Here is a 17,157-nt window from a genome sequence, read left to right on the forward strand (position 1 = left end):
GCTGGCAGCGTACTGGCGCGGACGCTTCGTGCAATAGGTTTTGCCCCGAACGGGGGCAACGCTCCAGGGCACGGATGGGCGGGCCATGCTCCGGGCGATGTGAGGATACCTGGATCGACACATACGGGCACGTAGTCTGAAACCATGGAAATCGACGCTGCCCACCCCTCCACGACTCATTCCGAGCCGAAAGCCCCCACTCGGTCGGCACGAAACCTCCTGATCTTTGGTGCCATCGCATTCCCCTTCATCTTCGTGGCGCTATTGCTTGGGCAGGTGCTCTCTGCCGTTGCCACGGGGTACAGTGCTGATCTAAACGCGTTCTTGATTTTTAATTTTTTCGCGGCGCTGATCATCGGGCTGTTGCCGGCGGCCCTCGCGGTGCGTGATATCTTTCGCATCCGCCGCAATCCCCCCTCCGACACTACATTTCGGATGGCCTCAGGCGGATCATTCGCCATTGCAATTACCGGTCTCATCATCGCCACCCTCGGCGCACTCGCCACGGCGCCAGCTGCATTCGAGGCGTGGGGAGATGAGGCTGAGCGAGCGCAGATTCGATCCGGCCCGCCAACCGAGCAGGAGCAGCGAGACGTTCGGGAAGTCGCTGCAGAGATGACCACACTTGTGGAGGGCGGATTGCGCACACTCGGCATCGATCCCGCCGGACGTGTAGAAACGACATTTGGATCGGAAGCAGGCGAGGAGGGCTGCCGCCTGTCAAATAGTCAGGTGGGGACGGCGGTCTCAGTGGGCGCGATCGTACGGCTCCCCGAGACACCAGCAGACGCCATCATTCCGGAATCGGACACTCCTCCGCCTGCCCGGCAGAAAGCATTTGCCCCCACCTACTGGGAACCACTCAAAACGTACTGGGATGAGCTGGGTTTCCGCACGCTGATCACCGATGAGTTCGAGCCGACCCTCCACGCGGTGGTTGATACGAAGGGCCAGCTGCAAAGTGTGCAGTTGGGCCCCGCGTCGGACGCAATCCGTGGTGGCAGGGGAACCCTCACCGATCTCGCTGAGGAGAGCGAAGCGGAGGAACGGGCCGCCTCGGGAGCAGAGCTCAGCGTAACAATGGACAGTTTCTGTGTGGTCGACCCTGAACGTTAGACGCGGGGAACGGTGTCACCGCGGAGACGTTTCCCCGCGACGATGTGAACGTAAGGATTGCGCAGGATGAAAAGCAAAAAGCCCCTGATTTCTCAGGGGCTTTTTCTTTGTGAGCGATACTGGGATCGAACCAGCGACCTCTTCCGTGTCAGGGAAGCGCGCTACCGCTGCGCCAATCGCTCAGGTATTGAATTATTGAGTGGAGGTGGCGACGGGATTCGAACCCGTGTGGACGGCTTTGCAGGCCGCTGCCTCGCCTCTCGGCCACGCCACCGCATGCGGGTAAACCCGCGTGCCGTAACCGATCTTTCGATCGCTTCCCAACACTCGAGCGGATGACGAGATTCGAACTCGCGACCCTAACCTTGGCAAGGTTATGCGCTACCACTGCGCCACATCCGCATTTTGTTTCCGTTTCCGGCTACATCAATAGAATACAGGAAACGATGGGGCCGATGCGAATTACACCGTTGTTTTTCCAAAATCACCCGCCCGGACACCCCCGCGATCCCCGGAATGACGCGGATCTCCCCTCCCCCAAACCCGCCGTCACAATCGGGCGTGTCGATGCCAGGGATGCTCGTCCGGGCGAAAAACCACTTCATACGCGAGCGGGAATATCACTCTCGCCCGGGAGAACCGAAAACGTCTGCCGCTGGCGAGGCGCGCATCGCGGCGCTCAGCGCCCGCACGGAGGCCTCCGCATCGCGGACCGACAGGTAGAGCTGCCGAAAGCGCAGACCGCGCTTCACCCGGCGCGGATGAGACTCCGTGCGCACCTCGACGATGCTGGCGAGCGGCACATCAATGCGGCGACGAAAACCCCAGAGGCGGTCAAGTCCGCGCGGAATCACGGTGAGGGTACCCCCGAGATGTGCAGCGTGTTTCGATTGGCCATGCGTCCAGCATATTCAGGTGGCACGCCTGCGCCGGCCACCGCACAGCCAGCGCAAACACAAAAAACCCCTGGCGAACCAGGGGTTTTATTTGTGAGCGATACTGGGATCGAACCAGCGACCTCTTCCGTGTCAGGGAAGCGCGCTACCGCTGCGCCAATCGCTCTTGCTGTGTAGATATCGTACACCCGAGGGTGTCCGGGAGAAAGAGGCCGGTTTTTTTCCGGCTTCTGAAGCTCTTCCGAGCGGATGACGAGATTCGAACTCGCGACCCTAACCTTGGCAAGGTTATGCGCTACCACTGCGCCACATCCGCATGTTGTTGCCGTTTCCGGCTACGTCTTAGACATTACCGAAGCCCGGCAAGCGGGCGCAAATCGAGGGCCGTTTTCGGCGTTTCGGGCGCGCCTTTCCCTCTGTCATCGGGAGTTTACGACTCCCTCACTGGCAGCAGAAAAACACCCGTACACACAAAAACACCGGATCGGGAAAACCCGATCCGGTGTTTGATCTGAGCGGATGACGAGATTCGAACTCGCGACCCTAACCTTGGCAAGGTTATGCGCTACCACTGCGCCACATCCGCATATTTTGTTTTTGTTCCCGTTCCCGGGTACGTCATTACTCTATCCGCAACCGGGGAATCCACGCAAATCTGCGTCGCTTTACGGCGTTTCCCCGCGGAATCTCGCGGATCTCGAAACCCGCATTCAGATGGCGGCGGGGGCGAGGTTGCGCACCTCGGCCCACCCCCGTCGCCACTTCTCTCCGCGCCTCACGGAGCGGAAACCTTGATGCCCTCGATTCGCGTGCGATCCGGGTCACACTCGAGCCCCCTCCTCCGATTGTAGAAAGATCCCGCCTCGCAGTCACCCCACACGACGCAAATCGCACTCGGCCTGAGCGCTCATTGAGGCCTCAATCTGTGCCCGCTATCAATCGGGCACACCCCCGCTTCACTCAACGCGGCCGCGTCAGCGGCCGAGAAAGAGACAGCGACAACGACAGCGACAACAGCGCGGCCCCACTGCGGCCCCACGGCGATACCACGGGCAACGCAAAACCCCCGGCAGTTCTAAAAAACAGAACGACCGGGGGTTTTATCTGTGGGCGATACCGGACTCGAACCGATGACCTCTTCCGTGTGAAAGAGATTCTAGGGGTATAGCGTCATGCAGTGCAGCGCAGTCTTCACTGGAAGTCGCCCGGAAAATCAGGGTTATATCTGGCGTGCTCATTTGGTTGCACGTAGGCCAACATAGCCGGACGCAATGGCGGTCTGCTTACCGTCTGCTAACCGCGGCTCACCGAGCGCCAACCGCACATCATCATGGCTGGCGGGGGCGAGGTGGGCGTAGATCTGAGTAGTCGCAATGCTCGCATGCCCAAGAAGCGAAGCAATGCGCTCGAGGGGAACGCCAGCTTGCACCAGCCAAGACGCATAAGTATGCCGCAGGTCATGCAGGGTGGCACCTAGCCCATCCAGGCCCGCGGCCTTCAAGGCAGGGGTCCATACCTGGCGAGAGAAATTGCGATCATCCCGAACCCCTCCCCTGCGCCCCGGGAAAACCAGCCCCGAGGTGCACCTGCCGATGCGGTGAGTTACCTCGCACGCTGAAACGGTTCGCTCATCATCCAAGTCTCGAACGATCCAGTCGAATAGAGGGACCCTGCGCTCCCTACGCCCCTTCGGGTACGGCTTAATCTCCACCCCGTTATAGGTATCCACGATTGTTACGGTGCCTCGCATCAAGTCAACGTTGTGCCAGTGGAGTCCTGCCGCTTCGCCCCATCGTGCGCCAGTGCCCACAAGAAAGTCCAGGAGTGCGCGGTCGTCAGGGTGCGGCACATTCTCCAAGATTGACGCGTACTGTTCCCGGGTGAGGAACACCTCGCGCCCGCGTGACCGCGGCGGCAGCTTGATCCGCGTGGCCGGGTTATGGTCGATGTGACCGGCATCTATCGCGCCGCTGAGCGAGGAAACAAGCACACCCAGCACCCGCTGGGCACTACCTGCAGCGAGTACCTGCGAAAGCTGGGTTGCCCAGTCCTGGACCGAGTGTCGAGTGATGTCAATTAGCGGAACGTCCTTGAATACGGGCTCGATGTGGATACGGACCATCGACTCCTCGGTGTCCAGCGTGGTCTGCTCTACCGAGCGCGAGGGCCACCAGGCGGTGCACCACTCCCCCCACGTCAGCTTCTCCCCCTTGGGGTCCCTCCATCGAGGCTTTAGCGCCTCTGCTTCGGCCAATACGGCCGCATCTTTGGCCTCCGTCTTGGTGGGAAAAGTTCCCGCGGTCCGCGCCTTCCTATCCGGACCCCGATACATCGCCGTCCAATTCCCAGACGGGCGCTTTACGGTCCAAGGCATTACGTGGGCTCCCCTGCAAGCTCAAGCCGCTTGAGTCGCTTGGTCGCTTCCGCGAGAAGTTCACTGGTCGTGAAGTCATCGAGGGCGTAGGACTTCGGCGCAACGATTCTCTCCGCAACCACGTCCACATCATCCCATGTCAAGTAGCCTGCAGCAACGAGGGCTCCAAGGGGGTGTGCGCCATAAGCGCGCGCCACCGCAACGGCCTGCAGTGGCTTGGGGTGCACGGCACCCGAACGCCACCTTCCAATGGTGGAGCCGCTGATACCAGACTTTCGGCTGATTGCTGCGTCCGTCGCCTCATCGCTTACGCGATCGAGATAGTCACTCCAGTCGTCTGCATTTGTCATATGTCGAGTATGCACCTCAAATAGCTTGAATGCAAGCACACTCGCGTGCCGTCTATACAAATCCCCAGCCAGCGACGCGCCCGATGAATATACGTCATGCAACATTACTTGCAACCCGGCGCAATCTGGCATAGCGTAGCCGTCATGCAAACATCTAACGCAACGGATATTCGCTCGGTTGGAGCGGAAGTCCCATCACTCCCTGGCCCCATCTTCCTGACCACCGCGGAGGCTGCCGCAATGGCGCGCAAGCACGAGGTGACCATCCGCATCGCGCTCGGCTCCGGGGCTCTTCACGGGGGGCAAGGCGTCAGTGGAGGACACTGGCGTATCGAGCCCGACTGTGTGCGCGCCTATCTCAGTGGCGAGAAGTGCGAACACAAGAGGTCGAGCAAGCCGATCCGGCTCCCCCGTCGATCTGCCTGACGCTAGGACTGGAAGAGCCCTAGAAACACCGTAGCCGCCTCTGTGTGCGGCCCACGCCCGACCTGCGTAAAAGGTCGATTTCAAAGCCACCCCAATAGAGGGGTATTTGTCGCGCCCAAAACCGGGCCGACGCCGGGTCTTACAGCTCGCCTTGGTTGGCGGAGTTGAGTCACCACCCGCACATTGAAAACTCCACAGCGTGTAATCCCCGCGAGGGCTGAGGTTACTAGCCGCCGTTGACTTGTCCGGCCGACAACAGCACCAGATGCATTCCAGCGGGGAACAGTTTTTCAGGCCAGTAGTACGGGGCCGCGGCTTCCTCATCACCTGTCGGGTGGGTCGCGGTGCTACACGAACGCATTGGGCGTAGAGGCGTCTAGGCGTTTAGGAGGCTGGCCGCCGTCCCCTGGGGTGCCGTTTGGTGCCGTGGGTTTGTCGGGTTCGATTCCCGAGGCGGCACGGCACAAACGCGCACACAAAACAGAGGAGCAGCACATGGGCATTCGATTCCCGAAGATCACCCGAACCGAGAGCGTCCGAGTCGAACCGGACGGCGCAGCGATCACGGTCGCAGAAGTCGCGATCGCTCTCGCGGCGCTTGACCCCAACGCCGAGGTCACCAGCGTTCACCTGGACGCGAGATCTTCCTATCCCGGTGGTACGCGAAACCCTACCGGGGCATTGATACTCAGCGTCAAGAAGATTCGAACCGCAGGCAAGTAGCCAACCAAATGAAGAACGCCCCGGTGCAACGGGGCGTCCAAACAGAAAGGAATCGCATGCAGATTCTTCCATTCGATTATGGCACCTTCCAGGTGCGTGTTGTAGAGCAGGACGGTGAGCCGTGGTTTGTGCTCGCCGACCTGTGCGCGGTCCTCGGTCTCACGACCCCGGCGCGGGTGGCTGATCGTCTCGATCAAGCTGGTGTGAGTCAGGCTCATATCAGCTCGGGTGGGCAGCAGCGACTCGTCACGATCGTGTCCGAGCCGGGCATGTACGAGGTCGTGATCCGGTCGGACAAGGCCGAGGCCGTCGCTTTCCGACGGTGGATCACCGCGGAGGTGCTGCCGACGATCCGCAAGACCGGCAGCTACGGTGCCGCGGCCGCGCTCCCGGCGACGTATGCAGATGCGCTGCGGGAGCTCGCGGCGACCGTAGAACAGACCGCGGCGCTCGAGGCGAAGATCCAGATCGATTCCCCGAAGGTTTCGTATGTGGATCAGTTCGTCGCTGACGAGGACCTCCTGCTGCTGCGGACCGTGGCCAAGACCATCGGTGTCCCGGAGGGCGAGCTGCGTGAGGCGTTGATCGCGCGCGGCTGGATCTACGAGGAGCACTCGACGCGCTGGTCGGAGAAGCAGCAGGAACTCGTGAAGGTGGTGCGCTATTCGGCGTACTCGCAGAAGCGGGCGTATTTCCGGCCGGTGTTGAGACATGACGCGCCCCGGTTCAAGGGTGAGGTGATGCACACGCTCAAGGTCACCCCGCAGGGTGCAGAGGCGATCGCACGCAACTTCCGGGAGGTGGCAGTGTGAGCGGGCCGAAGCGGTTGGGCACGGTCATGCCGGTCCGAGCCGAGGAGATCCAAGCGGTGCGTGATCTGTCCTCAGGCTACGCCGAGAGCGCCGAGGAGGCCGCGATGTTTGCGGCAATGCTACTCGGGAGGGACGCATGACTGAGGAGCGTCCCGACCCGAAGTCGGCGAAGATCCCGCACCCGCCCGAGGACCTGATCCCGGACCCTCCGAAAGGGTGGGCCTGGCACGGTGCCGTAGCGACCATCGGGCTCTGCCTGGGCCTCGTCTTGGGCTTGTTCTTGTGGGAGGTGTGGCACGGATGACCCGGCACCACTTTTTCATCGTCGCACTCGCGGTTTTCATCGTCTCGGGTCTTATCGAGACGGCCATCCATGGCGCGCCAGCCGGGGTCACCCTGCTGTGCGCGCTGCCAGTTTTCGGCGGCATGATCGCCATTTTTATCGAAGAAGGAACAACAAAATCATGAGCAACATTCAGAGCCTCAAGGTAGAGAACTTCAAGGGCATCCGGCACGCCGAGATCAACGTGGCCGGTCGGCACCTGGTGGTCATCGGCGGAAAGAACGGCGCGGGCAAGTCGTCGTTCTTGGACGCGTTCGGGGAGATCCTGGACCCGAAGGGCACCAAGCTGATCAGCCGCCCCATTCACGACGGGCAGGAGGTGGCCGAGGTCACCCTGACCACGGACTCCCGAATCATCACCAGACGGTGGACGAAGAACGACTCGGGCACGCTGACCGTCGCCGCACTGGACGGTGCGAAGTACGGCAGCCCGGCGAAGGCGGTCGAGGCGCTCGTGGGCGCGGTGCCGTTTGACCCGCTGGAGTTCACCCGCCGGCCGGACGCGGACCAGCGCCGCGCGCTGCTCGAGCGTGTGGCCCTGCCGTTCGATCTTGCGAAGCTGGACGCCGAGCGCGCGACGGTGTTCGAGCGCCGCACGGAGTTGAAGCGGGAACTCACCCGCGAGCAGGCGCTGGCGAAGTCGCTTCCGGACGGCATCGATGGCGAGGTAGTGTCCGCGTCGGATTTGGTCGCGCAGCTGGCCGAGGCTGAGCGGGCCGTGCGTGAGCATGCCGAGGCCACGGGCCAGATCGCCAATGCCGAGGCCAGACAGCAGCAGATCACCGAGCAGATCGCCACCCTCACGGCCGAGTACACCGAGATTGAGGCGACCAAGCAGGGCCTCTCAGCCAAGGCGCAGGGCTGGGTGGAGCCGGATCATGCCGGCATCCAGGCCCGCCTCGACGGGATTGACGAGCACAACGAGGGCGTGCGCGCCCGCCAGGCGAAGGCCGCCGCGGCCGAGTCGGTTGCCAAGCTCGAGCAGGCCGTCACGGATGTGCAGGCAGAGCTTGACCGCATCGACAAGGTCAAGGCCGACGGGCTCGCCGCGGCCGACTTCCCCGCGGGCCTGTCCGTGGACGAGACCGGTATCACCGTGGACGGGCTCCCGTTCAAGCAGATCAACAGTGCCACGCGGATCCGTGTCGCGCTGGATCTGGTGACGCTGACCCACCCGGATCTGCGCATCGTGATGATCAAGGACGGCAGCCTGTTGGACTCGGAGTCGCTGACGGAGATCGAGGCGCTGGCGATCGCCCGCGACTACCTGGTGCTGGTCGAGGTCGTGGACGAGCAGGGCGAGGGCGAGTTCGTCCTCACCGAGGGGGTGCTGGCATGAGCAACGCACAGAGCGTCGTGAAGATTCAGTACGGATACCAGGCACCGGACGGCACCGTCACGTGGAGTGATGACGAGGGCGGCGCGCTGCTGCTCGGCTCGCGCTACTACCTCTCCCCCGAGCGTCAGGGGAAGGCGGCTTACCCGCGCAATCGGGCGAAGCTGATCGAGGATTACCGCGCGCACCTCATTGAGCTGGGCACCCCAGCAGAGTCGATCGTGGACCTCGTGATCGTGTCTCGGCAGATCATCACGATCACCCTGAACCCCGAGGTGGTGAAGTGACCCGGAACCGCGCCAGCGCAAAGAAGGCCGGCACCTCGTTTGAGCGGGCACAGGCGGACTGGCTGGCCGCCCGCCTGAACGATGACCGTATCGACCGCCGGGTGAAGTCCGGCGCGAAGGACCGCGGCGACATTGCCGGGGTCCGCACCATCCGCGGCGGCCGCGTCGTCATCGAGTGCAAGAACACCGCCACGTTGGCATTGCCCGCATGGCTGCGGGAAGCCGAGACCGAGCGCGGAAACGACGACGCCATTATCGGGGTCGTCATGCACAAGAAACGCGGCACCGCGGACCCCGCAGAACAGTACGTGACCATGACCGCCGAGACGTTCGCGCGTCTCCTCGAGGGCGGTGGCGACTTCGCCCGCGGGGTCACGTCATGACCTGGCGTGATCGTGTGCTCGACACCGGTGAGGACCGGGATGCCTGGCTGGCGTCCCGGTCCTCGATCATTGGGGCGTCGGATGCCGCCGGGTATGTGAAGTCGTCCTCGGTGGATAAGTACGAGCTCGCGAAGCTGAAGAGCGCCCGCTCGACGTTCTCCGGGAACCGGTACACGGAGTCGGGGAACCTGTGGGAGCCCCGGCTCCTGGCGTATGCGGGGATCACGGGAAACAAGAGCCTGATTCACGCCCCCGGCAACCCCGGGTTCGCGGCGACGCCGGACGGTATCGAGCAGCGCCCGGACGGGCTGTGGCTGGCCGAGTGCAAGGCGAAGCACGACAAGGTCGTGACCGGGCCCGACGCCAAGGAATGGCGGCAAATGGCCTGGCAGCTGCACTGCGTCCCGGAGGCCGCCGGCGTGGTGTTCGTGTGGGGTGAGATCGTCGGTGGCGAGCTGCGTCCCGGCAACCCGCAGCACCTCATGGTGCCTCGTGATCATCCCAAGATCGTTGCGGCGATCGATCTGATTGTGCCGATCGCGACCGAGGTTTTGGCCCGGATCACGTCGGTGTTGAAAGCTGAAAAGGAGAACCTGTTTTGAGCAAGGAAATCGCGCTCCCGAAGTCCGTGAACCCGCAGACCTGGGACCAAGACACCGCGGCGATGATGGAGTTCGCGGGGCTGACGTGGATCACCGGCTCCGGGGATAACGCGCAGCGGCATTTCGCCCCGGCTGGCATCACGGCGGCGTTCCTCGAAGCCGTCCGACGCACGGGCCTCGACCCGACCGCGCGCCAGATTTACGCCATGCAGATGGGTGGCAAGTGGACCGTTATCACCGGCATCGACGGGTTCCGAGTGGTGGCGCACCGGACCGGCGAGTACGACGGTCAGGACCCCATCGAGTATCTGAACACGGAGGGAAACTGGTCGAGTATCCCGCCGGCGAAGAAGGACCTCGTTGCGGCCCGGGCGCGTGTCTACCGCAAGGACCTGGGGCGACCCCAGGAATTCACGGTCACCTTGGCTGAGTTCGCGGGCAAGGGCCCGAACTGGGACGGCCGACCGGCACACATGCTCGGGATCCGTGCCGAGTCTCATGCGTTCCGAAAGGCGTTCCCGCACGAGCTCTCAGGCGTTTACACCCCCGAGGACGCGGAGGCCGAGAACCTGGGCGAGCTGTCACCGGAGCCGGCAGCCGCGCCGTCCGAGGATTGGCCCGCGCTGATCAAGGCGGCCGAGCATGACCGTGACGAACTCGCCGCGATTGGGAACCGTGCACATGCCGCGGGAGAGCTGGACGAGGGCATGCGCCTCCACATCATGCGCCTGATTGGCGCGATCGACCGGGCCGCGGCCGAGGCCCCAGCCGAGCCTGGGGCCGCCCCGGAACCGGAAAATGTGGAGGTGATCGAAGATGCCGATGTTCCCCCGGCAGAGTAGCGAGATCGCGGCACTCGACAGCGGGGAGATCATCGACTACGAACCGGTGTCACTGCCGCAGCTTGAGCATGAAATCCTCACGCTGTCGCGCCGTCTCGATGCGTCGATTGATGTGATCAAGCATCTGTGGGAAGAGCGTTACCGGACGGAGCGCGAGCTGATCGAGGCCCGCGCGAAGGCGGTAATGAAGTCGACCCGGCCGACCGTAATGGAGAAGCGTGCGGAGGCCGATCTGGCGACGTTGGAACTGCGCCGCGTGCACGACGACGCCAAGGCCACGTTGCACGCGGCGGAGGAGCTGCAGCGGGCGCTACGTGCACGGCTATCGGGTATGCAGACGCTGACCCGGTCCATTCCCGCGGCGATCGGCGCACAGTGATTGGCCAGCGTCGCCCCGCGTTGACGCCGGCGCAGGAGCGCGAGGCGTACCGGATCGCGACCGAGCGCGACCCGGCCTGTGTGCGTTGTGGCGGGCACGGGGTGACGCGTGATCACCGGCAGAACCGGCAGCGCGGCAACACCCGACCCAGCAACCTGCAAGGCCTGTGCGGTTCCGGGACGACCGGCTGTCACGGGTGGAAAACCGCGAATCCGGAAGCTGCCCGCAACACCGGGTTCGCGGTTCCCCGATTCGCGGACCCGGCGGAATGGCCGGGCCTGCGGCTGCAGGACGGGCACCCGATCTGGGTGCTTTACGACGATGCCGGCGGCTGGGTGGAGATCACCCCGGCCGAGGCTGAACGAATTATGGAAGGAGGTTGATGTGTCCTATAAGGCGACCGCGTGGGCGTATGAGTTGGATCTGCCGTCTCCGCGGAAGTTTGTTCTGGTGGCTCTTGCTGATTTCGCTGACGAGGCCGGTTCCTGCTATCCGGGGCAGGAGCGGTTGGCGGCGATGACGGGGTTGAGTGAGTCGACTGTTCGTCGGTCGATTCGTGATCTTGAGTCGGAGGGTTTGCTGGCGACGAAACCTCGGTTTGAGGGGGGTCACAGGCTGTCGAATCGGTACCTGTTGAGTATCGGAACTCAACCGGTCACTCTGACCGGTACCAACCGGTCACTCACGACGAGTCAACCGGTCACTCACGACGAGTCAACCGGTCACAGTGACCGGGGAACCATCAAAGAACCATCAGTTAACCATCAGGGGGGCGTTGCCCCCTCCCCCACCTGTGGAAAACATCCTCAACCGACCACTGAAAAGTGCGGTCCATGCGGCACCGCTCGACGCCTCCACGATGCGTACATGCTCGAGGTAAAAGCGGCAGCAAAAGCTGAACGCGAAAAGCCGTCTCCGAGGAACCTCGGCCCGGCGTTGTGCATCACCCATTACGGATACCCGCTGCCGTGTGATCGCTGCGCCGAAGACCGAGAGGAGGCCGCAGCATGAAAGTGCTCGTGAACATCCGTGATACCGGCGAGGTGTCCGTGCAGCAGGTCGTGCCGCTCAAAAACGGTGCCCATGCCCTGCACGAACGATCCCGGTGGGTGCCCGTGGGCAGGATCCGCGAAACCGGGAAACGCTGGACCTGGTCTTGCGGGGACATGCGAGGCGAAGCGAAAACCCGTGACGGGGCGATCGCTGAACTCCTCGACAGCGCTGGCATGATCCAGGTCACGTTGGATGACACCATCCCTGACCTGTTGGCGGGGCTGTGATGGGCGGCCTCACTATCGGTTCGTTGTTCTCCGGTGTCGGCGGCCTGGACATGGCCGTCGAACAGTTCTTCAACGCCCGCCCGGCGTGGTTCGTGGAGTTCGACCCGGCCCCGTCGAAGGTGCTCGCGCACCGGTGGCCCGGTGTACCGAACTTCGGCGATGTCACCACCGTGGACTGGAACGCGGTTCCGCGCGTGGACATCCTCACTGGCGGTTTCCCCTGCCAGGACCTCAGCCTCGCCGGTCGTCGCGCCGGTATGCGCCCGGGCACCCGCTCGGGACTGTGGGCTGACTACCTCGCCGCGATTGCGGCGATCAAACCCAGAATGGTGGTGATCGAAAATGTCAGAGGTCTACTCTCCGGAGCTGCGGAATCCGATAGCGATCTGGAACCCGGTGCGGGATCTGTGGGAGACGGCCACGATGGACCTGTTCTCCGAGCACTCGGCCGTGTTCTCGGGGACTTGGCCGGTATCGGGTATGACACACGGCGGTGTGGCTTACGCGCTGCCGATGCCGGAGCTCCCCACGGCCGGTTCCGGGTGTTTGTCGTCGCCTATCCTCAAGACACCGACAGCGCAGCTCGCGGTGAATGGTGGGGCGCAGCACCCGGATCAGCGGAAAGCGGGCGGGCACGGGCCGACACTTGCGGACGGGGTGGAGTTCCTATTGCCGACGCCGGTGGCCCAGCCTTCGGGGAACAGCCCAGAGGAGCATTTGAGGAAGAAACCGGGACGAACGCGGGTGACCGACTTGCAGATCATGGTGGAGAACGACCTGATTCGCACGGGAGGGAAGCTTGGGGCGAGTTCTGGCCCGCGATCAACCGGTGGGGGTCCGTCCTCCGCCGTGATGCCCCCGCCCCTACCAGGCCTGATGGGCGCGACGGACGCCACCGGCTCAACCCCGAGTTGACCGAGTGGATGATGGGCTGGCCTGCAGGGCATGTGACCGCGCCGGAGATTGGGCTGTCGCGTGCTGAGCAGTTGAAGGCGTGCGGCAACGGGGTGGTGCCTCAGCAGGCATACTTGGCGTTGTGCACGCTGCTCGGGAGGCCGGCATGATCGCGCCGTGGCCTGACCTTGACCCGTGGGAGGAAACCACCGCTGACCGTGAAATGCAGCTGTACCTCCAATCGCTCGACCCGGATGTCGTGGAAGCCGAACGGCATGTTCGGCTCACCCCGGTAGAGCAACGCATCCTTGATGCGAAAACCCAGACCGTCCCGAAATCCTCGGGCGGTCTTTTTCATACCCAAAACGCCCCGACCGGGGCAGACAGGAGCCTGTAATGGCTGGCGAAACTACTCTGCACATCATCGGCAACTTGACCAGCGACTTGGAGTTGTCTTACACCTCGTCGGGTCTTGCGGTGGCGAACTTCACCATCGCGTCCACGCCTCGGGTGCATGACCGGCAGACCGGCCAGATGAAGGACGGCGACCCGCTGTTCATGCGCTGCTCGATGTGGCGTGAGCAGGCCGAGCAGGCTGCCGCGTCGCTCACCAAGGGTGCACGCGTCATCGCGGTTGGCCGGCTGACGCAGCGCAGCTACGAGACGAAGGAAGGCGAGAAGCGGGTTTCGACCGAGCTGCAGGTGGACGAGATTGGTCCGTCGCTGCGATGGGCGACTGCTCAGGTATCCCGGGTGAGCGCTCAGGGCGGCCAGGGACGGCCGAACGGTGGTTCTGCGGGTGCTGGTAGCCCCCAGGGTGGGAACGGGGCGCAGAACGAGCCCTGGCCCTCCGCCGCGCCGTCGTACAACGGTGCCGACGCATGGAACCAGCCCGGCACGTTCGGGGATGACAGCCCGTTCTGATGACCCCCGACGAAACCCCCAGGTGTGGGCACTGCAGCAACAACCCATACGGCCCCAGCACGGCGCACTGCACAAGGTGCGGGCGCAACACGCCCCCGACGCCGGGTGAAGTCCTGGCGCTTTTCATCGCCCGATACGACATCTGGGCCTATTAGCGACGGTGTCCCTGCTGCCTGGTTGGCGCGGTGGGCCGTCATGAAACAAGAAACCGAAGGAGAAAAGACCGTGAGCGACAACAAACGAGCCGACGTCAAGAAGCTTTCCGAGGAAGCGTTCCCGATGGACGGGACCGAGCCCAACACCGTGTTCGAGGCGCGCCGCCGGTGTGCGGCAGCGCTGGAAAAGGGCATCCCTGAACCGCTCCGGCCGGGGCTGTACCGAAACGGGCGCGGGGCAGAGGTGACTGTCTTGGGCCCACTCACCGGGATCGGAGGGTTCAGAACCATCGGCGTTGTCTTTGAGGCCGAGCAGCGAACCACTTTGGGATACCTGATCCCGCTGATTGTGACCGCAGAGGGCATGGCAGATGCCGGGTTCCTCCCGGTCGATTCTCCCGAGGCGGCTGCGGCATGACCGCGCTTGATGTGGAGTCGGTGACGCTGGCGCCGGTGTGGTTCACCCCGGCTACCCCGTTGGTTATCGAGGGTCGTCTGCCTACGTGGGCGGTGTCGTCTCGGGTGCAGGTGGACCGGGTGCGGGTCACGGCCAGATGGGAAGCCCCGTCGAAGTATCGCGCGGGCGGGTGGGTTGTGGATTCGTGGTTCGGGCGAGCATCGGGGATCCGGTCGCAGCCGTACGACACGATCCATCCCGAGATGCGGGACGCCGACACCAAGGCAGTCATTGCGGCGCTCGAGGCTGAGCACACCCCGGCCGGGCGTCCGGCCATCACCCTGGAAGGGGGCGAGTGATGGAGTTCTGGTCATATCTGCTCACCGCGGTGGGCATCCTCGGGCTGTGGCTCGCTGGCGGGAAAAACCGTGCCGGGTGGGCTGTGGGCCTGGCCGCGCAGGTGTTGTGGGTGGCGTTCGCGTTGACCACTCACCAGTACGGGTTCCTGCTGTCAGCGGTCGCTTACGGCACCGTGTATATCCGCAATTTCCGGGCGTGGAAAAAGCCCGCGACCGAGCGAGAGGGGGGCGAGTGATGGACGCGAAGTTCGTTCTTGAGTCGTTGCGGCGAAAGTATCCGCTCGCCGCGATCGTTCCTGAGCTCACCATCGAGGACTTCGATCTTCCCGATTCGGGGATGCTCACAGATGCTCTCTACACTCCGCAAGGGCATGTCCCAGAAGGGCACAAGTACGAGCGCCGGATCGATGCTCTGATGTTCGAATCTCTCGTCCGTACAGCAATCGAAATCAAGGTGTCCAAGGCCGACTTCAACCGTGACACGTACTGGAAGCGGCGCGCCTGGCAGCAGGTCACCCACCGGTTTGTGTACGTGGTCCCGCATGACCTGGACGTGATGCCTCCTCATGGGTGCGGGCTTTGGAAAGTTGGTGAGGACGGGAGCATCGTCGTCGTGAAAAAGGCGATCGTGAGTCGAACCCCGGATCCGTTGCCGCAGATAGTGACCCAGCGCATTGCTTACCGTGCCGCGGCCCACAAATGGGAAGCCGGGGGTGAGTGATGCCGGAGACTGAACGGTCGATGCTAGACCGGCTGAACCGCCGCTACGACAAGGGCAACGCTGCGGGCCCCCGGTATGTGCGCGCCGAGCACGTGAAGATCAGCACGGGTTATGACACGCGCAGGATCTGCGACTACATGGCCATGGACCTGTGGACCGGCGGCAGTGGCCGGCTCAAGGTGGGCGCGCAGCTCCACGGCCACGAGGTGAAGGTGTCTCGGTCGGACTGGCTGACCGAGCTCCGAGACCCGTCCAAAGCCGACGCATTCCGTGTGTACTGCGATTTCTGGTGGCTGGTCGTGAGCGATCCGGCGATTGTGAAACCGGGTGAGCTTCCCGAGGGTTGGGGGCTCATGGTCGCGTCCACGGAACGGCACACGAACCGGCCCACAATCCGGGTGGCCGTCCAGGCCACCCGAAACCTTGACGTGCTGCCCATGCCACGTGATTTGCAGGGCACCTTGATGCGAGCAACGGCGAAAACCGCGGCTCGCATCGCTATTTCACAGGGCACGGGGCATGAGCAAGGGTGAGCGGCTGCGCGTCGTGGAGGTGCCGCTTTTCGATCTGGCACCCCGGTTGACGGTTGAGGAGCGGGCGCGGCAAATTTACGAGGCCGCGCCCGCCCGGTCGGCGTTCAGCCGTAAACCCATCCCGTTCGACGCCGCCTGGCCCGGGACCAGGACAATCACCCGCGCTTGGGACCAGGCGTGGAAAGAACACGAAGGAGACACAACACCATGACCGAAGATGAAACACCGGAGGGCCCAGACCTGACCGGGTTCCCAGAGGTGCAACACCGTATCGAGTGCGGGAAGTTTGTTTGCCCGGGCGACGAAAACTCCCGCTGCCATCAGTACCCGGGGTGCGACGGCGAGCATGAACGCTGGCCGTGTGGGTGCGAGTACGTGTCGCACGCCGAGTGCTGGATCAAGCCGTGGATTGAGGGTCCTGGGAATCTGGCCGATTCTCACGATGAATCGGACGGCGTGTATGCGTTGCGGAACGAGGAATTCCCGGACGGAGACGTGTCCTGGGTTTACGGGGAGGATTACATGCTGTTCCAGTACATCGACCAGCCCGAGGGGGTTCCCAGTGAGTAACACCTTGATTGTCCCGGATTTTTGGATTCTGTTCGACCCGGACGGTAAAGCAGACGGGTCTGCATACGCGGTCGTGCAGGGAGAGATCCGGCATGCCACTGCGGAGAGTGCACACGCAATGTTCACCCCAAACAAGCGCACCCGGGAGCGAGAGAAACGTCAGGGGTGGCGCGTGATCGGCGTTGAACAGGCCGATTGGAACGACTACTGGACCGGCGCGAAAAAGCCCGACCCCGAACCGAAGGAGGCCCCTGGTGAGTGACATCGTGTTTTGTGATCGTGGGTCGTGTTCTGGCCTGGCGGGGCATGCGGGTTCGTGTGCTGTCGCGTCTGGGTGGGATGACCGGACGGACGTGCGGAAGCTAATCGCCGAAGCTCGCCATCGGCACGGTAATGATGCCCGGCATCTGGGTGAGGCTGACGCCACCATGATTGAAACGCTCACGAGCCGCATG

General features: G+C 63.5%; 30 protein-coding genes and 6 tRNA genes. 26 read left to right on the forward strand and 10 right to left on the reverse strand.

The window, feature by feature from the left end:
- Positions 1–144: 144 nt before the first annotated feature.
- Positions 145–1,116 carry a hypothetical protein gene (locus D9V32_RS15465; protein WP_147440505.1) on the forward strand — a complete coding sequence of 324 codons (972 nt, stop codon included), beginning with the start codon at positions 145–147 and terminating at the stop codon, positions 1,114–1,116.
- A 110-nt stretch (positions 1,117–1,226) separates the two neighbouring features.
- On the opposite strand, the gene D9V32_RS15470 is transcribed toward D9V32_RS15465, so the two are convergent.
- From D9V32_RS15470 to D9V32_RS16110, 9 genes are all read right to left on the reverse strand, one after another.
- Positions 1,227–1,298: transfer RNA gene (locus D9V32_RS15470), tRNA-Val, on the reverse strand.
- A gap of 18 nt (positions 1,299–1,316) precedes the next feature.
- Positions 1,317–1,390: transfer RNA gene (locus D9V32_RS15475), tRNA-Cys, on the reverse strand.
- 56 nt (positions 1,391–1,446) lie between these two features.
- A tRNA-Gly gene (locus D9V32_RS15480) sits at positions 1,447–1,518 on the reverse strand.
- A gap of 218 nt (positions 1,519–1,736) precedes the next feature.
- On the reverse strand, positions 1,737–1,970 hold the full coding sequence (locus D9V32_RS15485; RefSeq protein ID WP_121649820.1) for a hypothetical protein: 234 nt from the start codon (positions 1,968–1,970) through the stop codon (positions 1,737–1,739).
- A gap of 136 nt (positions 1,971–2,106) precedes the next feature.
- A tRNA-Val gene (locus tag D9V32_RS15490) sits at positions 2,107–2,178 on the reverse strand.
- Positions 2,179–2,256: 78 nt separating this feature from the next.
- A tRNA-Gly gene (locus D9V32_RS15495) sits at positions 2,257–2,328 on the reverse strand.
- Between the two features lie 198 nt (positions 2,329–2,526).
- Positions 2,527–2,598, reverse strand: a tRNA-Gly gene (locus D9V32_RS15500).
- A gap of 648 nt (positions 2,599–3,246) precedes the next feature.
- Positions 3,247–4,386 carry a tyrosine-type recombinase/integrase gene (locus D9V32_RS15505; protein WP_121649821.1) on the reverse strand — a complete coding sequence of 380 codons (1,140 nt, stop codon included), beginning with the start codon at positions 4,384–4,386 and terminating at the stop codon, positions 3,247–3,249.
- Positions 4,386–4,736 carry a helix-turn-helix domain-containing protein gene (locus tag D9V32_RS16110; protein WP_147440506.1) on the reverse strand — a complete coding sequence of 117 codons (351 nt, stop codon included), beginning with the start codon at positions 4,734–4,736 and terminating at the stop codon, positions 4,386–4,388. Before D9V32_RS16110 ends, D9V32_RS15505 begins: the two co-directional genes overlap by 1 nt.
- Before the next feature lie 144 nt (positions 4,737–4,880).
- Here D9V32_RS16110 and D9V32_RS16695 point away from each other — a divergent pair, with 144 nt between their 5' ends.
- The 16 genes from D9V32_RS16695 (at position 4,881) to D9V32_RS16705 (ending at position 13,213) form a co-directional block, all read left to right on the forward strand.
- Positions 4,881–5,162, forward strand: coding sequence for a helix-turn-helix domain-containing protein (locus D9V32_RS16695; RefSeq protein WP_425462013.1), 282 nt, complete (start codon positions 4,881–4,883; stop codon positions 5,160–5,162).
- Positions 5,163–5,657: 495 nt separating this feature from the next.
- Positions 5,658–5,885 (forward strand): hypothetical protein, encoded by a 228-nt coding sequence (locus D9V32_RS15515; RefSeq protein ID WP_121649823.1) that lies wholly within the window; start codon positions 5,658–5,660, stop codon positions 5,883–5,885.
- A gap of 56 nt (positions 5,886–5,941) precedes the next feature.
- Positions 5,942–6,697, forward strand: a complete 756-nt coding sequence (locus tag D9V32_RS15520) for a BRO family protein (RefSeq protein ID WP_220700723.1) — start codon at positions 5,942–5,944, stop codon at positions 6,695–6,697.
- Positions 6,694–6,837 (forward strand): hypothetical protein, encoded by a 144-nt coding sequence (locus tag D9V32_RS16320; protein WP_183086356.1) that lies wholly within the window; start codon positions 6,694–6,696, stop codon positions 6,835–6,837. The genes D9V32_RS15520 and D9V32_RS16320 overlap by 4 nt, the downstream gene beginning before the upstream one ends.
- On the forward strand, positions 6,834–7,001 hold the full coding sequence (locus D9V32_RS16325) for a hypothetical protein (RefSeq protein WP_183086357.1): 168 nt from the start codon (positions 6,834–6,836) through the stop codon (positions 6,999–7,001). Before D9V32_RS16320 ends, D9V32_RS16325 begins: the two co-directional genes overlap by 4 nt.
- Positions 6,998–7,165: a hypothetical protein gene (locus D9V32_RS16330; RefSeq protein ID WP_183086358.1), complete on the forward strand. Its 168-nt coding sequence runs from the start codon at positions 6,998–7,000 to the stop codon at positions 7,163–7,165. The genes D9V32_RS16325 and D9V32_RS16330 overlap by 4 nt, the downstream gene beginning before the upstream one ends.
- Positions 7,162–8,379 carry an ATP-binding protein gene (locus tag D9V32_RS15525; protein ID WP_121649824.1) on the forward strand — a complete coding sequence of 406 codons (1,218 nt, stop codon included), beginning with the start codon at positions 7,162–7,164 and terminating at the stop codon, positions 8,377–8,379. Before D9V32_RS16330 ends, D9V32_RS15525 begins: the two co-directional genes overlap by 4 nt.
- The gene (locus tag D9V32_RS15530; RefSeq protein ID WP_121649825.1) at positions 8,376–8,663 is read left to right on the forward strand and encodes a DUF7316 family protein; all 288 of its coding nucleotides are present in this window, start codon (positions 8,376–8,378) and stop codon (positions 8,661–8,663) included. Before D9V32_RS15525 ends, D9V32_RS15530 begins: the two co-directional genes overlap by 4 nt.
- Positions 8,660–9,046, forward strand: coding sequence for a hypothetical protein (locus D9V32_RS15535; RefSeq protein WP_121649826.1), 387 nt, complete (start codon positions 8,660–8,662; stop codon positions 9,044–9,046). Before D9V32_RS15530 ends, D9V32_RS15535 begins: the two co-directional genes overlap by 4 nt.
- Positions 9,043–9,648 (forward strand): hypothetical protein, encoded by a 606-nt coding sequence (locus D9V32_RS15540; protein ID WP_121649827.1) that lies wholly within the window; start codon positions 9,043–9,045, stop codon positions 9,646–9,648. The genes D9V32_RS15535 and D9V32_RS15540 overlap by 4 nt, the downstream gene beginning before the upstream one ends.
- On the forward strand, positions 9,645–10,490 hold the full coding sequence (locus tag D9V32_RS15545) for a recombinase RecT (RefSeq protein ID WP_121649828.1): 846 nt from the start codon (positions 9,645–9,647) through the stop codon (positions 10,488–10,490). Before D9V32_RS15540 ends, D9V32_RS15545 begins: the two co-directional genes overlap by 4 nt.
- A complete protein-coding gene (locus tag D9V32_RS15550; RefSeq protein ID WP_121649829.1) occupies positions 10,465–10,869 on the forward strand; it encodes a hypothetical protein in 405 nt (134 codons plus the stop codon). Before D9V32_RS15545 ends, D9V32_RS15550 begins: the two co-directional genes overlap by 26 nt.
- Positions 10,866–11,252, forward strand: a complete 387-nt coding sequence (locus tag D9V32_RS16115; protein WP_147440507.1) for an HNH endonuclease signature motif containing protein — start codon at positions 10,866–10,868, stop codon at positions 11,250–11,252. Before D9V32_RS15550 ends, D9V32_RS16115 begins: the two co-directional genes overlap by 4 nt.
- Positions 11,191–11,880: a helix-turn-helix domain-containing protein gene (locus D9V32_RS16700; RefSeq protein ID WP_121649830.1), complete on the forward strand. Its 690-nt coding sequence runs from the start codon at positions 11,191–11,193 to the stop codon at positions 11,878–11,880. Before D9V32_RS16115 ends, D9V32_RS16700 begins: the two co-directional genes overlap by 62 nt.
- Positions 11,877–12,149 (forward strand): hypothetical protein, encoded by a 273-nt coding sequence (locus D9V32_RS15560; RefSeq protein ID WP_121649831.1) that lies wholly within the window; start codon positions 11,877–11,879, stop codon positions 12,147–12,149. The genes D9V32_RS16700 and D9V32_RS15560 overlap by 4 nt, the downstream gene beginning before the upstream one ends.
- Positions 12,149–13,213, forward strand: coding sequence for a DNA cytosine methyltransferase (locus tag D9V32_RS16705; protein ID WP_121649832.1), 1,065 nt, complete (start codon positions 12,149–12,151; stop codon positions 13,211–13,213). The genes D9V32_RS15560 and D9V32_RS16705 overlap by 1 nt, the downstream gene beginning before the upstream one ends.
- On the opposite strand, the gene D9V32_RS16335 is transcribed toward D9V32_RS16705, so the two are convergent.
- Positions 13,165–13,401, reverse strand: a complete 237-nt coding sequence (locus D9V32_RS16335) for a hypothetical protein (protein ID WP_183086360.1) — start codon at positions 13,399–13,401, stop codon at positions 13,165–13,167. The two genes, D9V32_RS16705 and D9V32_RS16335, sit on opposite strands and share 49 nt — an antisense overlap.
- Before the next feature lie 38 nt (positions 13,402–13,439).
- Here D9V32_RS16335 and D9V32_RS15575 point away from each other — a divergent pair, with 38 nt between their 5' ends.
- The 9 genes from D9V32_RS15575 to D9V32_RS16125 all read left to right on the forward strand — a co-directional run bounded on the left by D9V32_RS15575 (position 13,440) and on the right by D9V32_RS16125 (position 16,964).
- Positions 13,440–13,967, forward strand: coding sequence for a single-stranded DNA-binding protein (locus tag D9V32_RS15575; RefSeq protein ID WP_121649834.1), 528 nt, complete (start codon positions 13,440–13,442; stop codon positions 13,965–13,967).
- Positions 13,968–14,192: 225 nt separating this feature from the next.
- On the forward strand, positions 14,193–14,540 hold the full coding sequence (locus D9V32_RS15580; protein WP_121649835.1) for a hypothetical protein: 348 nt from the start codon (positions 14,193–14,195) through the stop codon (positions 14,538–14,540).
- Positions 14,537–14,878, forward strand: coding sequence for a hypothetical protein (locus D9V32_RS15585; RefSeq protein WP_121649836.1), 342 nt, complete (start codon positions 14,537–14,539; stop codon positions 14,876–14,878). Before D9V32_RS15580 ends, D9V32_RS15585 begins: the two co-directional genes overlap by 4 nt.
- The gene (locus tag D9V32_RS15590) at positions 14,878–15,114 is read left to right on the forward strand and encodes a hypothetical protein (RefSeq protein ID WP_121649837.1); all 237 of its coding nucleotides are present in this window, start codon (positions 14,878–14,880) and stop codon (positions 15,112–15,114) included. The genes D9V32_RS15585 and D9V32_RS15590 overlap by 1 nt, the downstream gene beginning before the upstream one ends.
- Positions 15,114–15,599, forward strand: a complete 486-nt coding sequence (locus tag D9V32_RS15595) for a hypothetical protein (RefSeq protein ID WP_121649838.1) — start codon at positions 15,114–15,116, stop codon at positions 15,597–15,599. The genes D9V32_RS15590 and D9V32_RS15595 overlap by 1 nt, the downstream gene beginning before the upstream one ends.
- A gap of 20 nt (positions 15,600–15,619) precedes the next feature.
- On the forward strand, positions 15,620–16,132 hold the full coding sequence (locus D9V32_RS15600; protein WP_147440508.1) for a hypothetical protein: 513 nt from the start codon (positions 15,620–15,622) through the stop codon (positions 16,130–16,132).
- Entirely contained in the window at positions 16,119–16,343 is a 225-nt protein-coding gene (locus tag D9V32_RS16120; protein WP_147440509.1) for a hypothetical protein, read from the forward strand. Before D9V32_RS15600 ends, D9V32_RS16120 begins: the two co-directional genes overlap by 14 nt.
- Positions 16,340–16,702 (forward strand): hypothetical protein, encoded by a 363-nt coding sequence (locus D9V32_RS15605; RefSeq protein ID WP_121649840.1) that lies wholly within the window; start codon positions 16,340–16,342, stop codon positions 16,700–16,702. Before D9V32_RS16120 ends, D9V32_RS15605 begins: the two co-directional genes overlap by 4 nt.
- Positions 16,695–16,964 carry a hypothetical protein gene (locus D9V32_RS16125; RefSeq protein WP_147440510.1) on the forward strand — a complete coding sequence of 90 codons (270 nt, stop codon included), beginning with the start codon at positions 16,695–16,697 and terminating at the stop codon, positions 16,962–16,964. Before D9V32_RS15605 ends, D9V32_RS16125 begins: the two co-directional genes overlap by 8 nt.
- Positions 16,965–17,157 lie beyond the last annotated feature (193 nt).

This window comes from Mycetocola tolaasinivorans, from assembly GCF_003667565.1.
Taxonomy (GTDB): domain Bacteria; phylum Actinomycetota; class Actinomycetes; order Actinomycetales; family Microbacteriaceae; genus Mycetocola; species Mycetocola tolaasinivorans.

Coding starts and splice junctions, on each gene's coding strand:
- D9V32_RS15465 (WP_147440505.1), top strand. CDS start 145: ATGGAAATCGACGCTGCCCACCCCTCCACGACTCATTCCGAGCCGAAA.
- D9V32_RS15505 (WP_121649821.1), bottom strand. CDS start 4,386: ATGCCTTGGACCGTAAAGCGCCCGTCTGGGAATTGGACGGCGATGTAT.
- D9V32_RS16110 (WP_147440506.1), bottom strand. CDS start 4,736: ATGACAAATGCAGACGACTGGAGTGACTATCTCGATCGCGTAAGCGAT.
- D9V32_RS16695 (WP_425462013.1), top strand. CDS start 4,881: ATGCAAACATCTAACGCAACGGATATTCGCTCGGTTGGAGCGGAAGTC.
- D9V32_RS15515 (WP_121649823.1), top strand. CDS start 5,658: ATGGGCATTCGATTCCCGAAGATCACCCGAACCGAGAGCGTCCGAGTC.
- D9V32_RS15520 (WP_220700723.1), top strand. CDS start 5,942: ATGCAGATTCTTCCATTCGATTATGGCACCTTCCAGGTGCGTGTTGTA.
- D9V32_RS16325 (WP_183086357.1), top strand. CDS start 6,834: ATGACTGAGGAGCGTCCCGACCCGAAGTCGGCGAAGATCCCGCACCCG.
- D9V32_RS16330 (WP_183086358.1), top strand. CDS start 6,998: ATGACCCGGCACCACTTTTTCATCGTCGCACTCGCGGTTTTCATCGTC.
- D9V32_RS15525 (WP_121649824.1), top strand. CDS start 7,162: ATGAGCAACATTCAGAGCCTCAAGGTAGAGAACTTCAAGGGCATCCGG.
- D9V32_RS15530 (WP_121649825.1), top strand. CDS start 8,376: ATGAGCAACGCACAGAGCGTCGTGAAGATTCAGTACGGATACCAGGCA.
- D9V32_RS15540 (WP_121649827.1), top strand. CDS start 9,043: ATGACCTGGCGTGATCGTGTGCTCGACACCGGTGAGGACCGGGATGCC.
- D9V32_RS15550 (WP_121649829.1), top strand. CDS start 10,465: ATGCCGATGTTCCCCCGGCAGAGTAGCGAGATCGCGGCACTCGACAGC.
- D9V32_RS16700 (WP_121649830.1), top strand. CDS start 11,191: ATGCCGGCGGCTGGGTGGAGATCACCCCGGCCGAGGCTGAACGAATTA.
- D9V32_RS15560 (WP_121649831.1), top strand. CDS start 11,877: ATGAAAGTGCTCGTGAACATCCGTGATACCGGCGAGGTGTCCGTGCAG.
- D9V32_RS16705 (WP_121649832.1), top strand. CDS start 12,149: ATGGGCGGCCTCACTATCGGTTCGTTGTTCTCCGGTGTCGGCGGCCTG.
- D9V32_RS16335 (WP_183086360.1), bottom strand. CDS start 13,401: ATGAAAAAGACCGCCCGAGGATTTCGGGACGGTCTGGGTTTTCGCATC.
- D9V32_RS15575 (WP_121649834.1), top strand. CDS start 13,440: ATGGCTGGCGAAACTACTCTGCACATCATCGGCAACTTGACCAGCGAC.
- D9V32_RS15585 (WP_121649836.1), top strand. CDS start 14,537: ATGACCGCGCTTGATGTGGAGTCGGTGACGCTGGCGCCGGTGTGGTTC.
- D9V32_RS15590 (WP_121649837.1), top strand. CDS start 14,878: ATGGAGTTCTGGTCATATCTGCTCACCGCGGTGGGCATCCTCGGGCTG.
- D9V32_RS15595 (WP_121649838.1), top strand. CDS start 15,114: ATGGACGCGAAGTTCGTTCTTGAGTCGTTGCGGCGAAAGTATCCGCTC.
- D9V32_RS15600 (WP_147440508.1), top strand. CDS start 15,620: ATGCTAGACCGGCTGAACCGCCGCTACGACAAGGGCAACGCTGCGGGC.
- D9V32_RS16120 (WP_147440509.1), top strand. CDS start 16,119: ATGAGCAAGGGTGAGCGGCTGCGCGTCGTGGAGGTGCCGCTTTTCGAT.
- D9V32_RS15605 (WP_121649840.1), top strand. CDS start 16,340: ATGACCGAAGATGAAACACCGGAGGGCCCAGACCTGACCGGGTTCCCA.